A 13,582-nucleotide genomic window follows, 5' to 3' on the forward strand; every position below is an offset into this window, starting at 1 on the left:
TAACCTTCTTTACATGATTTTTGTGGTGAATTGATTGTACAACACGAGGACAGCAGTTGTCCTTTTTGTGTACAAAAAAACTGGCATTGATTTTTTATCAATACCAGAAAGTGTATACCCAATTATTTTTCCGGACTCCCTTTTACTATCTAATTAAATGTTCTTCATCAACCACCGTATCGAAAAAGTCCTCGTCTTTTCCCCGGTGGTATTCTGCTTGAATTGTGACGTGACAAATACCATATTTTTCGCGGAGAATTTTATCGACCTGACTATAGATTTTTTCAACATCGCTTAGCTTCATATCGTGACAGTTTAGATGGGCGGAAAAGATGATTCGCTTCTCGTCAATCATCCATGCGTGAACATGGTGAACCGCGGTAACACCATCAATCTTAACTAAATCTTGTTCAATTCCGTTATAGTCAAGCTTTGGTGCGGATTCCATTAGAATAGTAACGGTTTGCTTGATTACAGGCCAAGCCTCATAGGCAATGTAAATTGCCACCGCAATCGTCAAAACTGGATCAAGCCAGGTGAGGTTAACAAATGTTAGAATCACACCGCCAATAATTACGGCAAATGATGATAAGGCGTCACTTAAGACATGAAGGTAAGTTGCTTTTACATTTAAGTTATTGTGGCTTCCAGAATGAAGTAGAACCGCTGAAAGTAAGTTCGCTACTAAACCAACAACGGCAACGATTAACATTATCTCACCGTTAATATGTGTGGGCTGCTGGATTCGTTTAATGGCTTCGATAATTAAGAAAACCGAGACGATTATTAGGAAAGCAGCGTTGACCATTGCCGCAAGAATTTCAGCCCGACGGTATCCGTATGTCCGTTTGCTTGTTTCCGGCTTGTTAGCAATCGACTGGGCAACATAGCCAAGAACAATTGAAAATGAGTCTCCTAAGTTATGAAAGGCATCGGATAGTAGGGCGAGACTCCCTGAAACTAGCCCCCCAATAATTTCAACAACAGTAATCAGAACGTTTAGTACGGTTACCGCTAAAAAGCGTTTTCCCGTGATTTGTTCATCCATCATAAACTCCTCATTTCTTTGATATCTCCTTCCTAAGTTTAGCATATTAAATTGTTAACTAACAAAAAAATTAGGTTATCCGAAGAAGATGTTTATTGATTATGCTATAATCAAATATGTTATTATAAATTAACCAGATGACCGTTCGTAGGCCGATAAACAAAGTAGAGGAGGATGTAGCCCTTGACACCGATGAAAGAAGATTATCTTAAGATTATCTTTGAGCTAGGTGGTAGTCACAAAAAGGTTTCAAATAAGGATATTTCGTTAGGCCTAGGTATAGCGGCAGGTTCTGTAACAGAAATGGTTTTAAAATTATCTGATGAAGGACTAGTAGTTCATGAACCCTATGCTGGTATTTCACTTACCGAAAAGGGACAGAAGTACGCAGCCGAGCTAGTTCGTAAGCACCGCCTATGGGAAACATTCCTTGTTGATAAGCTTCACTATAATTTTGCGGATGTTCACTCAGAAGCTGAAGTCTTAGAACACCAAACAAGTGACCGTTTAGCAACAGCATTAGATAACTTTTTACAACACCCGCAGGCATGTCCTCATGGTGGGGTTATCCCATCAGCGAGTGGACAGTTTCCTGATGTTTCACACCGTCTGCTGGCAGATGCAAATGATGGTGAAACAGTTCAGCTTGAACGGTTTTTAGATAACCATGAATTATTAACATATCTTGAAGAGTTAAAGCTCCGGCCAAATGATACCATTAAAGTAATTCGCCACGAGCCGTTTGAAGGGCCGTTAGTTATTGAAAAAGATGGTGAAGACACCCCGCTAAATGTTTCGTATAAGGCGTCACATAACATCTTTATTAAGGCCGAAAATTCAGACAAATAGTGATGTAAAGGGTCGAGAATTAGCTCGGCCCTTTTTGCTACTTTAGCGTTAGAAAAAGATAACAACTCAGCTTCTTGTAGAGATGGAACATGAACTAGGAACGTCGGGAGGGAAAACATTAATGCTAACAGAAGAACGACGAATTCTTGCATTACGGACCTGTGTTCTAGCAGGAAGACTGCTTATTGAAAATGGTTCAAATATGGAACGAGTCAACGATACCTTAGATCGAATAGCAAGGAATGCCGGCTTGAGGAAATTTCAAGCTTTCACAACGTTAACCGGGATTGTTGCGAGCAGTGACGATCTCCCTAATTCGCAGGTTGCTGATATTCGACGCCGAAAAAATGATCTTAGTAAGGTTGCAGCGGTTAATGAAGTTTCTCGTGAACTAGCAAGCGGGCTAATTGAATTACCCGAGGCTCATGCTCAATTAAAATCAATTGAACGCCAGACAACTGAATGGTGGCAAAATCCATTAGAGGCTTTTGCCGCTGCTGTTTTAAGTGCAGCCTTGATGATTGTCTTTACTGGAGATGTTGTTGACTGGTGGGCGGCATTTATCATTGGCGGCTTAAGTTATGCTGTGCTTTCGTTTGTTGTCCGTAAATTTAAAATTCAGTATCTTGGTGAATTTTGTGCGTCGTTAGTTATTGGTGGCTTAGCAATTCTAACCGTTAAACTTGGCTGGACTCAAAATGCAAATTCAATTATTATTGGTGGCGTAATGCCGCTGGTACCAGGGATTCCCCTAACCAACGCTGCTCGGGACCTTGTTTCTGGTAATCTCATTAGTGGTCCAACTCGAGGGATCGAAGCAATATTAACTGCAGTAGCGATTGGTAGTGCAATTGTAATCATTATGCGTTTTAGTTAGGAGAAGCGAATGAACTGGGAAAACTTATTTATACAATTTATTCTTTCATATGTATCTACTGTTTGCTTCGGTATTTTATTGCATATCCCAGTGCGGGCGTATAATACAGCTGGAATTATTGGTGGCGGTGTTTGGGTCATCTATTGGATAATGTATTATCATCAACATACCGGTTTGGCGATTAGTAATCTTTTCGCTGCCATTTTAATTTCCCTATTTAGTATGGCTGCTGCTCGTCACCTGAAGATGCCAATGATTGTATTTAATGTTCCGGCTCTAGTTCCGTTTGTTCCAGGAGGGCAGGCCTACAAACTTGTCCGTAATTTTGCAATTGGTAACTATCAATTGGCAACAGTATATCTTTATCAAGTTATTGTAATTGCTGGGGCGATTACTCTTGGTTTCGGACTTGGCGAACTGTTAATTCGAGCGGTAAACTACTTGCATATCAGTTTATCAAAAACTTCAAAATCAAAAAGCTAGGGTATGGTATACTCTAAATTAATGTTTAATTGATGATAGGAGAAAGATAATGTTAATTGTTCCAGATAATCAACGGTGGAAACGATTTACAATTAGCGGGATCGTTTTTATTATTTTGATGCTAATGATTAAGTTCAATTCAACGATCGGAACCACAATGGATGCGGTTTTTCAATCGTTATTTACTAGCCAACGATTGGAAAATATTGGCTGGTTCCATGCCCTGATGACTTTGATTTCCTTTTTAGCAAGTCCTAAACTTGACTTGCTATGGGTCCTAATTATTGCAATTGCTTTATGGTTACGAAATTATCGGATTCCTGCAGTATGGGCAATCTGTACAATTGTTGGTGGGGATGTCGTAGGAACGTTGGTTAAGCATTTTGTAAAACGGGCACGACCAGCACAACACTTAGCTGCCGATGACGGCTATAGTTTTCCAAGTGGTCATACTCTTGGATTGTTTCTGGTCGTCGGGATCCTTTTTCTTGTGGTAATTCCAATAATTCAGAAAGCAGCTGTCCGGACGATCTGCCAGTTATTATTAATCTTTGCAATTTTCTTCTTGGCAGTTTCACGGGTATACTTATATGCTCACTGGCCCGTAGATACTATTGCGGCAATGGTTTTGGCATATGCTTGGCTTCAAGTTGCTGAATGGTTATACGTTGCTTGGGCACCTAAACTACGCGAATTAAAAATCTTTAGTAACTCAATTTATTAAATGAAAAACGCAAAGGATCATTTTTGATTTGTTTGCGTTTTTTATTTCCCGGGAAATGGATGATCTTTTAATGGAAATTAAAACGAAACGCCTTATTATTGAAAGGGTTCGGCAACAAAATATTACCGAACTAACACCGCTGCTAAAATATCAATCATTATTTCAGCAGGCAGGGTTAGTCACAGCCAGGAAGGTTGATCTAGCTACTTTGGGAATGCTTGCCCAAACGGAATGTTTACTGCAAATAAGGGAAATTAGAAAGCGAGTATTGCTTGGACTAATTATCCTTCTCCATTCTTACGATAAAACAGGTGTTATTCTTTCAGGACAATATGAGATTGGCTACCTGCTTCTTCCGCAGAAGCAGCATCAAGGATACATGACGGAAGGGGTGAATGCTGTTTGTAATCAGCTAAGTCGCTCCCAAATCGTAGTAACTGCAGAGGTAAAAGGTAATAATACTTCATCAATTGGTGTTTTAAAACGATGCAATTTTATTCGTACCGCTACAACTTCAGGAATGATCGAACTCTGGAAGCACTAAGACACACGATGATGTCTTGCGTTATTAAATGATGAGAGTATAATGTTATCGAAATGAAGAGGTTGCATTCTTTATTAGTATTAACTATTAGGAAAATAAGTTCCGGAGTGGTTTTGAAAGGAAAGAATGCCGAAATGCTGTTTAGCTTATTCTGAGCAGTATTGGGTCATGATTGAAGAGGTCATGGACTGTCGCGATAAATCGCGGGGCGCTTCACTGAACGATTCAATGATAAATCTTGGGTCTTCTAATGGGGTTGCCTTGTTGGAAGACCCTTTTTTATTGAGTAAGTCGCTCAGATATTTACGGGAGGAATTTAAGATGACAGAAGACACGGATAATGGTCAGGGACAGATAAAAAGAACGCTTAAAACACGTCACCTGGCGATGATTGCTCTTGGTGGAACGATTGGTACTGGTTTATTTATTACTAGTGGTTCAGCAATCTCAACCGCTGGACCAGGTGGAGCCTTAGTTGCATACGGAATCATGGGTATTATGGTTTATTTCTTGATGACTAGCCTTGGTGAAATGTCAACTTATATGCCGCTTACTGGTTCATTTTCTGCATTCTCATCAAAGTTTGTTGATCCTGCATTAGGCTTTGCAATGGGATGGAATTACTGGTTTAACTGGGCGATTACAATTCCAGTCGATGTAACCAGTGCGGGAATTGTAATGAATTTCTGGCTACCGCATGTTCCTAGCTGGGTATTTAGCACAATTGTCTTAGTTTTAGTTTTCCTTATTAACTATTTGTCGGTTCGTTCGTACGGTGAAACAGAATACTGGTTAGCATTAATTAAGGTAATTACCGTGATCGTTTTCTTAATTGTCGGGGTTGCAATCATTCTCGGAATTATGGGCGGTCAACCAGTTGGTTTTAGTAACTTCCACTACAAAAAAGCACCATTTGTTGGCGGTATTCCAGCAATTATTAGTGTATTTTTGGTTGCTGGTTTCTCTTTTCAAGGGACAGAATTAGTGGGAATTACTGCTGGGGAGGCTGCTACTCCTGAAAAGTCAATTTCAAAAGCGATTTATTCAACTTTCTGGCGAATTCTTCTTTTCTATATTTTTGCAATTTTTGTAATTGCTTGTATCCTACCATATACAGATAAGAACCTGTTAAATTCGGATGTGACTAACATTACAATGAGTCCGTTTACAATTATTTTTAAGCGGGCTGGATTAGCAGTCGCTGCCAGTATCATGAATGCAGTTATCTTAACTGCGGTTGTCTCTGCAGCTAACTCTGGTTTATATGCTTCAACCCGGATGCTTTACTCGCAGGCTCGTGAAGGTTATGCATGGCGATTTTTCGGCTATGTTAACCGTCGCGGAATACCGATTTATGCGCTAATTGGAACGATGGTTGTGTCGACATTAGCATTTGCAACTCAATTTGTTGTTCCTCAAGCTTACCTCTACCTAACAGATGCTTCTGGACTTTGTGGCTTTATTGCATGGCTAGGGATTGCTATTTCACATTACCGGTTCCGGAAAGCTTATACTGCTCAAGGTCATTCTGTAAGTGAACTTAAATATCACGCAACTCTGTATCCTTTTGGGCCAATTTTTGCGTTTGTTCTTTGTACAATTGTTATTTGTGGACAGAATGTTGAGGCCTTCGCAAAACTTGACTGGTCAAATATTTTGATTACATACATGAGTGTGCCGCTATTCTTGATTTTGTTCTTCTACTACAAAATTCGCTATAAGACCCATATTATTCCGTTGAAGAAGGTAGATCTTTCTCGGCGGACTAAGGGTGAAAAGTATGATCCGGAACAAAATTAATTAAAATTTGAAGAGGGTTTCTATACCTGGAAAATTTAGGTATAGGGATCCTCTTTGAATTTAGGAAGAGACTTCTAATTCAGTCTCTTCTTTTTTTTGATGTTCAATGTTAGAATAGTAAAGTTGCTTTTTTATAATTTAAAGGGGGAGAAGCATTTAATGATTGCACTTGCAGGGACAATTGGTGCCGGGAAGACAAGTCTAACCGGATTACTGGCTGATCATTTGAATAGCCAAGCATTTTATGAATCTGTTGATGATAATAAGATTTTGCCGCTCTTTTATAAGGACCCGAAAAAGTATGGCTTTTTACTGCAGATTTACTTTTTGAATCGCCGACTAGATGAGATTAAAGATTCTTTTGGCAATGATTTAAATGTCCTTGATCGCTCGATCTTTGAAGATGCATTGTTGTTTAAGCTTAATGCTGATATGGGGCGGGCAACCGAAACAGAATCAGATATTTACTCATCATTACTGCACAACATGATGGAAGAATTGCCTGAACAACCTCACCAAAAAGCACCTAATCTGCTAATTACGATTCAAGTTTCATTTGAAACAATGCTGGAGCGAATAAAAAAGCGTGGTCGGTCATACGAACAACTTGCCAATGATCCATCCCTTTATAATTACTACAAAAACCTTAATGAACGTTACCGAGATTGGTATCAACAATACGATGCTAGTCCTAAGATGTTGATTGATGGGGATAAGTATGACTTTGTTGAGAATCCAGCGGCGGCACGCCAAGTGTTGAAAATGATTGATCAAAAATTAATTGAACTTGGTTTAAAATAATTGTTGACACTAAATTTAAATGATGATATATTAATAAAGTTCCATTATGAATATATCATTTTTCGGAGGATTAGCTCAGTTGGGAGAGCATCTGCCTTACAAGCAGGAGGTCACAGGTTCGAGCCCTGTATCCTCCATATGCGGATGTGGCGGAATTGGCAGACGCGCAAGATTTAGGATCTTGTATCTTTTAGATGTAAGGGTTCAAGTCCCTTCATCCGCATTTGGAATAAGACTTTATTTCAAAATCATATTGACATCGGTCTGTGACACGTGGTATATTAATTATCGTTGCAGAACAGTTATGCGGAAGTAGTTCAGTGGTAGAACATCACCTTGCCATGGTGGGGGTCGCGGGTTCGAATCCCGTCTTCCGCTCTTTATGCACCCATAGCGCAATTGGATAGAGTGTCTGACTACGAATCAGAAGGTTGAAGGTTCGACTCCTTCTGGGTGCACTACTTGAATGCGTGGCACACTACTTAGTGTTGTCACGCTTTTTCTTTTCGGAACTTAGCTCAGCTTGGTAGAGCGCTGCGTTCGGGACGCAGAGGTCGCAAGTTCAAATCTTGTAGTTCCGATTATTATAATATAGAGAGCGGGGAAACTAAGCTGTTAGTTCTATCCTGCTTTTTTAGTAGTAATGACTTGGTGAAGACACCTTACTTTAAATTACACTTTAATTCTTAGGAACGGCTTATGACAAGGAAATTATTCTACTTATTATTAATACCGGTAATTATTTTGGGTGTGCTTCTTTGGAGTCCACAAAAAAATGTGAACGCCAGTCAGGTTGATGGGAAGACCAAGGTAGAATTACAGACATACCTTCATGATCACCATATCAATGGAATTATCCTAGTTAATGGGAAGCGGGATCAACCATTAGTCTTAAAAAATAAAATTACAGCTAACCCAGCACAGGTTGTTACTCCTAATGCTCTATTTCCAATTGGTTCGTTACAAAAATTGATAACGGGGGTTGCGATATACCAGCTCGTTCAAAAGGGAGAGTTGAAGTGGAAGACGCCACTAAGTAAATATTATCCCCAAATCCAAGGGAGCAACCAAATAACGTTACAACAGTTAATGACCCATACAAGTGGTTTGCAAAATGATGGTGCGTTGCCGAAGAAAACTTTAAATAATGAAAAAAGTCAGGAACATTTCTTCCTTCATCATTTTAAGAATACCGCCAGTCATGATTGGAATTATCAGGATATTGATTTTGAGGTATTAGGTGCTATTATTCGCCAGCGAACACATGATAATTACGCTCGTTTTATAAAAAAGACGGTTTTGAAGTCAGTGAATCACCATCAGCTAAAAATGGTGTATCAGGTAAAGCCACGTCAAGTATTGCAAACTATGCAGCCGGGTGTGACTTGGCAGATGCTATCACAAACTGCTTCGTCAGAAATTGGTGCTGGTGATTTATTGCTTTCGCCATTAAACTATTGGAAATTTATTTACCACGACGTAATCAGTAAACCAAAACTTATTAAGAACTTTGCTAACCAACCAAAGAGCCAGCGTGAAGCTTATTTTGGTGGCGTTTATTTTCAAGGAACAGTTATTCGGGCTAATGGTAGTGAGCCAGGATATAATTGCTGTTTTTTTGCGGATTATAAAACTAAACGAACGTTGATGCTGTTTACTAATAATATTGATTATCAAACCCTTCGCCAAACTGCTGAAGACCTTTATGAAATTTACTATGGTGAACAAATTCAGCCATAGTGCATAAAATTTATTTGCTAAAACGCTCACAATTGGTATTGATTAAGTGATGCTAGCTTCAGTAAATTAATAAGAGACTAATGGGATATTGGTCTGTTGATTTTCTGTTTATTTATTCACAAAAGCGCTTTAAAAACCAAAATGAATTTGTTATTATATTTTGTGTAAATGATAACAAGTTCAAAGGAGATTTTAGATTATGAAAGCTGCTGTTATTAACGATCCAGTAGATGGTTACGTTACTGTTAAGGATGTTCAACTTCGGGATCTTAAACCTGGTGAAGCCCTAGTTGACATGGAATATTGTGGTCTTTGTCACACCGACTTGCACGTTGCTGCTGGTGATTTTGGTAAGAAGCCAGGACGGATTATTGGTCACGAAGGTGTTGGTCGTGTATCTAAAGTTGCTCCTGGTGTTACTTCCTTAAAGGTTGGGGATCGGGTATCAATTGCTTGGTTCTTCAAGGGTTGTGGACACTGTGAATACTGCCTCACTGGTCGTGAAACACTTTGTCGGAACGTTTTGAATGCTGGTTACACTGCTGATGGTGCAATGGCTCAACAATGTATCGTTCCTGCTGATTACGCTGTTAAGGTTCCAGAAGGCCTTGACCCAGTTGAAGCTACTTCATTAACTTGTGCCGGTGTTACTATGTACAAGGCATTGAAGGTTGCTGACATCAAGCCAGGTCAATGGGTATCTATTGTTGGTGCCGGTGGTCTTGGTAACTTGGGTATTCAATTTGCCCACAATGTTTTCGGCGCTCACGTTATTGCCGTTGATGGTAACCCTGAAAAGCTTGAAGCTGCTAAGGAAAACGGTGCTGAAATCGTTATTAACCGTCACGATGGCGATGTTGATAAGCAAATCCAAGAAAAGGTTGGCGGTGTCCACGCTGCTGTTGTAACTGCTGTTTCAGCTTCAGCATTTGACCAAGCCGTTGATTCACTTCGTCCAGATGGTAAGTTGGTTGCCGTTGCTCTTCCACAAGGTGACATGAAGCTTAACATTGCTAAGACTGTTCTTGACGGGATTATCGTTGCTGGTTCATTAGTTGGTACTCGTCAAGACTTGGCTGAATGTTTCCAATTTGGTGCTGAAGGCAAGGTTCACCCAATTGTTAAGACTCGGAAGTTAAGCGAAATCAATGACATGATCCAAGAATTAAAGGATAACAAGGTTGTTGGTCGGAACGTTGTTGACTTCAGCTTAGAAGATTAATCTATAAAATATCCCCTTTTTGAAATTTAGCGAGAGAGGCTGAGAACTAACTCAGTCTCTTTGCTATTTTAAAGATAGTTAATATAACAGCGCAGTAGCCATCTTTCCTACAGACTAGTTTCGCGTCGACGGAGGTGAGACAACGAACTAGACAAGCTAGTTCTGTCCCACTCTCAAACGTAAATAAGCTCCTAGAGTAAGGTGAAGTCAAACTCTGGGGGCTTTATATGTTATGTGTTATTTGCCTTTTTATCTCAGCAAAGGAAAGTATGTCACGGTCTTTTTCTTAAATGATTTGCTGATGCTTATTCTTTTAGTGAGATAGTTTTCTGGTCCCTGATTTAATATTGTGGTAAAATTTGGTCAAGATTAGTCAAGAAATTTGGAGGTGATGGGATGGAAGAGAAAAGTATTTCTGACATTATTGAGGAGTATTTGAAACAAATCCTTGGTGAGTCATCTCAAATTGAAATTCGTCGTTCGGAAATTGCCAATCATTTTGATGTTGTTCCGTCACAAATTAATTATGTAATTAAAACCCGATTTACTATTCAGCATGGATACCTAGTGCAAAGTAAACGTGGTGGTGGCGGCTATATTCGAATTGAGCGCGTTAATTTACTTGATAATGTTGATGTGTTAAACTCACTAATCCAAGCAATTGGGGATTCAATTAGTGAGCGTGATGCTTATGACATTATTCGAACACTTTATGATGAAAAAGTGTTGACAAGGCGAGAGGGGGACTTAATATTAGTTGCCTTGTCAAAGCAAACCCTAAATGTGAATGATTGTAATGTTGAAGCTCGGTTAAGAGCAAGAATTTTAATTTCAATGCTTAATCGTTTACGGTATGAGAGCTAGGAGGAAAGCAGTTAATGGATAATATGTTTACACCAAGTGCCAAACACGTCTTGGCACTCGCCCATGAACAAGCAAAGTACTTTAAGCACCAAGCCGTTGGTACTGAACACTTATTACTCGCGTTGGCAATTGAAAGGGAGGGGATTGCTAGCAAAATTTTTGAGCAATTCTCCATTACTAGCGATGATATTCAAGAAGAAATCGAGCGGATGATTGGCTATGGGACAATGGATGACATGGGCCCAGCCGATTACCTTCCATATTCTCCTAAAGCGCGTCAAGTATTAGCGCTAGCGGGACAAGAAGCACAACAGTTGAACGCTTTGAAAATTGGTACTGAGCATTTACTGCTTGCGTTGATTTCGGATGAGGGGATCCTCTCTTCCAGGATTTTAATGAGTTTAGATGTATTGCCACGACAAATCCGCAAAGTAACCTTACGTCGTCTTGGTATATCAGATATTCAAGCACGACAGCGGTTGGGAAGACAGCCAGGACAACGTGCACGAAGATCGGAGACGCCAACTCTTGACAAGCTTGCACGCGATATGACCCAGATGGCAAGGGATGGCAAACTTGATCCCGTAATTGGTCGCGACAATGAATTACGGCGGGTAGAACAGATCTTAAGTCGCCGAACAAAGAATAATCCAGTGTTAATTGGGGAACCCGGTGTCGGAAAGACGGCAATTGCTGAGGAACTAGCTCAGCGAATGGCTAACAATGAAGTTCCTGAAGACTTGGCACAGAAACGGCTGATGATGCTTGATATGGGATCGTTAGTTGCTGGGACTAAGTATCGTGGCGAGTTTGAGGATCGGTTGAAAAAGGTTATTGATGAGATTCAAAAAGATGGTCATGTGATCCTCTTCATTGATGAATTACATACTTTGATTGGTGCTGGTGGTGCTGAAGGAGCGATCGATGCTTCAAATATTTTAAAGCCTGCGCTTGCTCGCGGTGATTTGCAGACAATTGGGGCCACGACTCTTGATGAGTACCAAAAGTATATTGAATCCGATGCCGCACTAGAACGGCGGTTTGCAACTGTTCAGGTTGAAGAGCCAACTGAAAATGTTGCTTTGCAGATCCTGAATGGCTTGCGACCAAAGTATGAGGAACATCATCATGTAAAAATTGATGATGCTGCATTAAAGCAGGCCGTTAAATTATCAAGTCGGTATATCACGGACCGTTATTTGCCGGATAAGGCGATTGATTTAATTGATGAAGCCTCCTCAATGGTAAGGATCGATGCCGAAGAAAAGGGAAATCATCAACCATCATTGACCATCAAATTAGCACAGCTACGGCAACAAAAGGAAGCTGCAATTGAGAATCAGGATTTTGATGAAGCAGCTAATCTCCGGCAAGAGGAGTTAACATTGAAGGCTAAAGTTGACGAGCAACAGAAAGAGGCTGAACAACAATCCGCGCGGCAAAAGCTCCATACGACAGGAGAAGATGTTGCAAAAATTGTCGCTGAATGGACTGGTGTTCCGTTAACTCAGCTTAAAAAGAGCGAGAGTGAACGGCTGGTTAACCTCGAAAAGGTTCTTCATAATCGGGTTATTGGTCAAAATGAGGCTGTATCAGTAGTTGCAAAGGCAATCCGTCGAGCAAGGAGCGGGTTAAAGGATCCGCAACGGCCAATTGGATCATTTATGTTCCTTGGGCCAACAGGAGTAGGAAAAACGGAATTAGCTAAGGCTTTAGCGGCAGCAATGTTTGGCTCTGAAGATAATATGATCCGAATTGACATGTCTGAATACATGGAAAAGTACAGTACTAGTCGTTTAATCGGTGCTGCTCCAGGTTATGTTGGCTATGATGAAGGTGGTCAATTAACCGAAAAGGTTCGGCAACACCCGTATTCGGTTGTTCTATTAGATGAAGCGGAAAAAGCACACCCTGATGTCTTTAATTTACTGCTTCAGGTTCTCGACGATGGTTACTTGACTGATGCTAAGGGGCGAAAAGTTGACTTCCGTAATACCATCATTATTATGACATCTAATTTGGGTGCTACTCAGCTTCAGGATGAAAAAGAGGTCGGATTTGGCGCGCGTGATGTTAGCCAGGACTATCAGGCAATGGCATCTGCAATTCGTCAACAATTGAAGCTGCATTTCCGTCCCGAATTTCTGAACCGGATTGATGAAACAGTGATTTTCCACTCCTTACAAAAGGATGAACTTCATCAAATTGTTAAATTAATGGTTGCCCAATTAAGAGCGCGAGTTGCCGAACAAGGAATTAACCTAAAAGTTACACCTGCAGCCATTGATGTTGTTGCGACTGAGGGTTATGATCCGGCATATGGTGCTCGGCCATTACGACGGGCATTGCAGGATCTAATTGAGGATCCGTTAAGCACTGCGTTATTAAGCGGCAATGTTAAAACTGGTGATAACGTTGTTGTTGGTGCCCACCAAGGTAAAATTACCTTGAAAGTAAAAAATGATCATCATGAGCGAATGGTGAAAAATTAAAATTAAAAATGCGCTTTGACGTTTAGCTTTCTAAACGTTGAAGCCTTTTTGTTTACGGAAAATTATTAAACATTTCTGTTATCATCTGTTCAATTGAAATTAATAAGAATAGCAATATTATTTTATCTATATCTGATT

General features: G+C 40.2%; 12 protein-coding genes, 5 tRNA genes and 1 riboswitch. Of the genes, 16 read left to right on the forward strand and 1 reads right to left on the reverse strand.

Going from position 1 to position 13,582, the window contains the following annotated elements; genetic code table 11:
* Window positions 1-145 precede the first annotated feature (145 nt).
* Window positions 146-1,048, reverse strand: a complete 903-nt coding sequence (locus tag HUK45_RS08045) for a cation diffusion facilitator family transporter (RefSeq protein WP_191911916.1) — start codon at window positions 1,046-1,048, stop codon at window positions 146-148.
* Window positions 1,049-1,231: 183 nt separating this feature from the next.
* Here HUK45_RS08045 and HUK45_RS08050 point away from each other — a divergent pair, with 183 nt between their 5' ends.
* From HUK45_RS08050 to HUK45_RS08125, 16 genes are all read left to right on the forward strand, one after another.
* On the forward strand, window positions 1,232-1,897 hold the full coding sequence (locus tag HUK45_RS08050; RefSeq protein WP_191911902.1) for a metal-dependent transcriptional regulator: 666 nt from the start codon (window positions 1,232-1,234) through the stop codon (window positions 1,895-1,897).
* Window positions 1,898-2,018: 121 nt separating this feature from the next.
* Window positions 2,019-2,774, forward strand: coding sequence for a threonine/serine exporter family protein (locus HUK45_RS08055; RefSeq protein WP_191911903.1), 756 nt, complete (start codon window positions 2,019-2,021; stop codon window positions 2,772-2,774).
* Window positions 2,775-2,783: 9 nt separating this feature from the next.
* Window positions 2,784-3,257, forward strand: coding sequence for a threonine/serine exporter family protein (locus HUK45_RS08060; RefSeq protein WP_191911904.1), 474 nt, complete (start codon window positions 2,784-2,786; stop codon window positions 3,255-3,257).
* A gap of 49 nt (window positions 3,258-3,306) precedes the next feature.
* Window positions 3,307-3,981: a phosphatase PAP2 family protein gene (locus HUK45_RS08065; RefSeq protein WP_191911905.1), complete on the forward strand. Its 675-nt coding sequence runs from the start codon at window positions 3,307-3,309 to the stop codon at window positions 3,979-3,981.
* A 70-nt stretch (window positions 3,982-4,051) separates the two neighbouring features.
* On the forward strand, window positions 4,052-4,525 hold the full coding sequence (locus HUK45_RS08070) for a GNAT family N-acetyltransferase (RefSeq protein ID WP_191911906.1): 474 nt from the start codon (window positions 4,052-4,054) through the stop codon (window positions 4,523-4,525).
* Window positions 4,526-4,573: 48 nt separating this feature from the next.
* Window positions 4,574-4,747: riboswitch (Lysine riboswitch) on the forward strand.
* 99 nt (window positions 4,748-4,846) lie between these two features.
* Window positions 4,847-6,325 carry an amino acid permease gene (locus HUK45_RS08075; protein ID WP_191911907.1) on the forward strand — a complete coding sequence of 493 codons (1,479 nt, stop codon included), beginning with the start codon at window positions 4,847-4,849 and terminating at the stop codon, window positions 6,323-6,325.
* A 159-nt stretch (window positions 6,326-6,484) separates the two neighbouring features.
* Entirely contained in the window at window positions 6,485-7,126 is a 642-nt protein-coding gene (locus HUK45_RS08080; RefSeq protein ID WP_191911908.1) for a deoxynucleoside kinase, read from the forward strand.
* 64 nt (window positions 7,127-7,190) lie between these two features.
* A tRNA-Val gene (locus HUK45_RS08085) sits at window positions 7,191-7,263 on the forward strand.
* 3 nt (window positions 7,264-7,266) lie between these two features.
* Window positions 7,267-7,349: transfer RNA gene (locus HUK45_RS08090), tRNA-Leu, on the forward strand.
* 83 nt (window positions 7,350-7,432) lie between these two features.
* Window positions 7,433-7,504 (forward strand) — tRNA-Gly (locus tag HUK45_RS08095).
* 6 nt (window positions 7,505-7,510) lie between these two features.
* A tRNA-Arg gene (locus HUK45_RS08100) sits at window positions 7,511-7,584 on the forward strand.
* A gap of 49 nt (window positions 7,585-7,633) precedes the next feature.
* Window positions 7,634-7,707 (forward strand) — tRNA-Pro (locus tag HUK45_RS08105).
* A 118-nt stretch (window positions 7,708-7,825) separates the two neighbouring features.
* Window positions 7,826-8,866, forward strand: a complete 1,041-nt coding sequence (locus HUK45_RS08110) for a serine hydrolase domain-containing protein (protein WP_191911909.1) — start codon at window positions 7,826-7,828, stop codon at window positions 8,864-8,866.
* A 199-nt stretch (window positions 8,867-9,065) separates the two neighbouring features.
* The gene (gene adhP / locus HUK45_RS08115; RefSeq protein ID WP_003716637.1) at window positions 9,066-10,088 is read left to right on the forward strand and encodes an alcohol dehydrogenase AdhP; all 1,023 of its coding nucleotides are present in this window, start codon (window positions 9,066-9,068) and stop codon (window positions 10,086-10,088) included.
* A 396-nt stretch (window positions 10,089-10,484) separates the two neighbouring features.
* The gene (locus HUK45_RS08120) at window positions 10,485-10,952 is read left to right on the forward strand and encodes a CtsR family transcriptional regulator (protein WP_191911910.1); all 468 of its coding nucleotides are present in this window, start codon (window positions 10,485-10,487) and stop codon (window positions 10,950-10,952) included.
* 14 nt (window positions 10,953-10,966) lie between these two features.
* Window positions 10,967-13,444 (forward strand): ATP-dependent Clp protease ATP-binding subunit, encoded by a 2,478-nt coding sequence (locus tag HUK45_RS08125; protein WP_191911911.1) that lies wholly within the window; start codon window positions 10,967-10,969, stop codon window positions 13,442-13,444.
* The last annotated feature ends 138 nt before the right edge of the window (window positions 13,445-13,582 follow it).

The organism is Limosilactobacillus urinaemulieris, assembly GCF_014838745.1.
Lineage (GTDB): Bacteria > Bacillota > Bacilli > Lactobacillales > Lactobacillaceae > Limosilactobacillus > Limosilactobacillus urinaemulieris.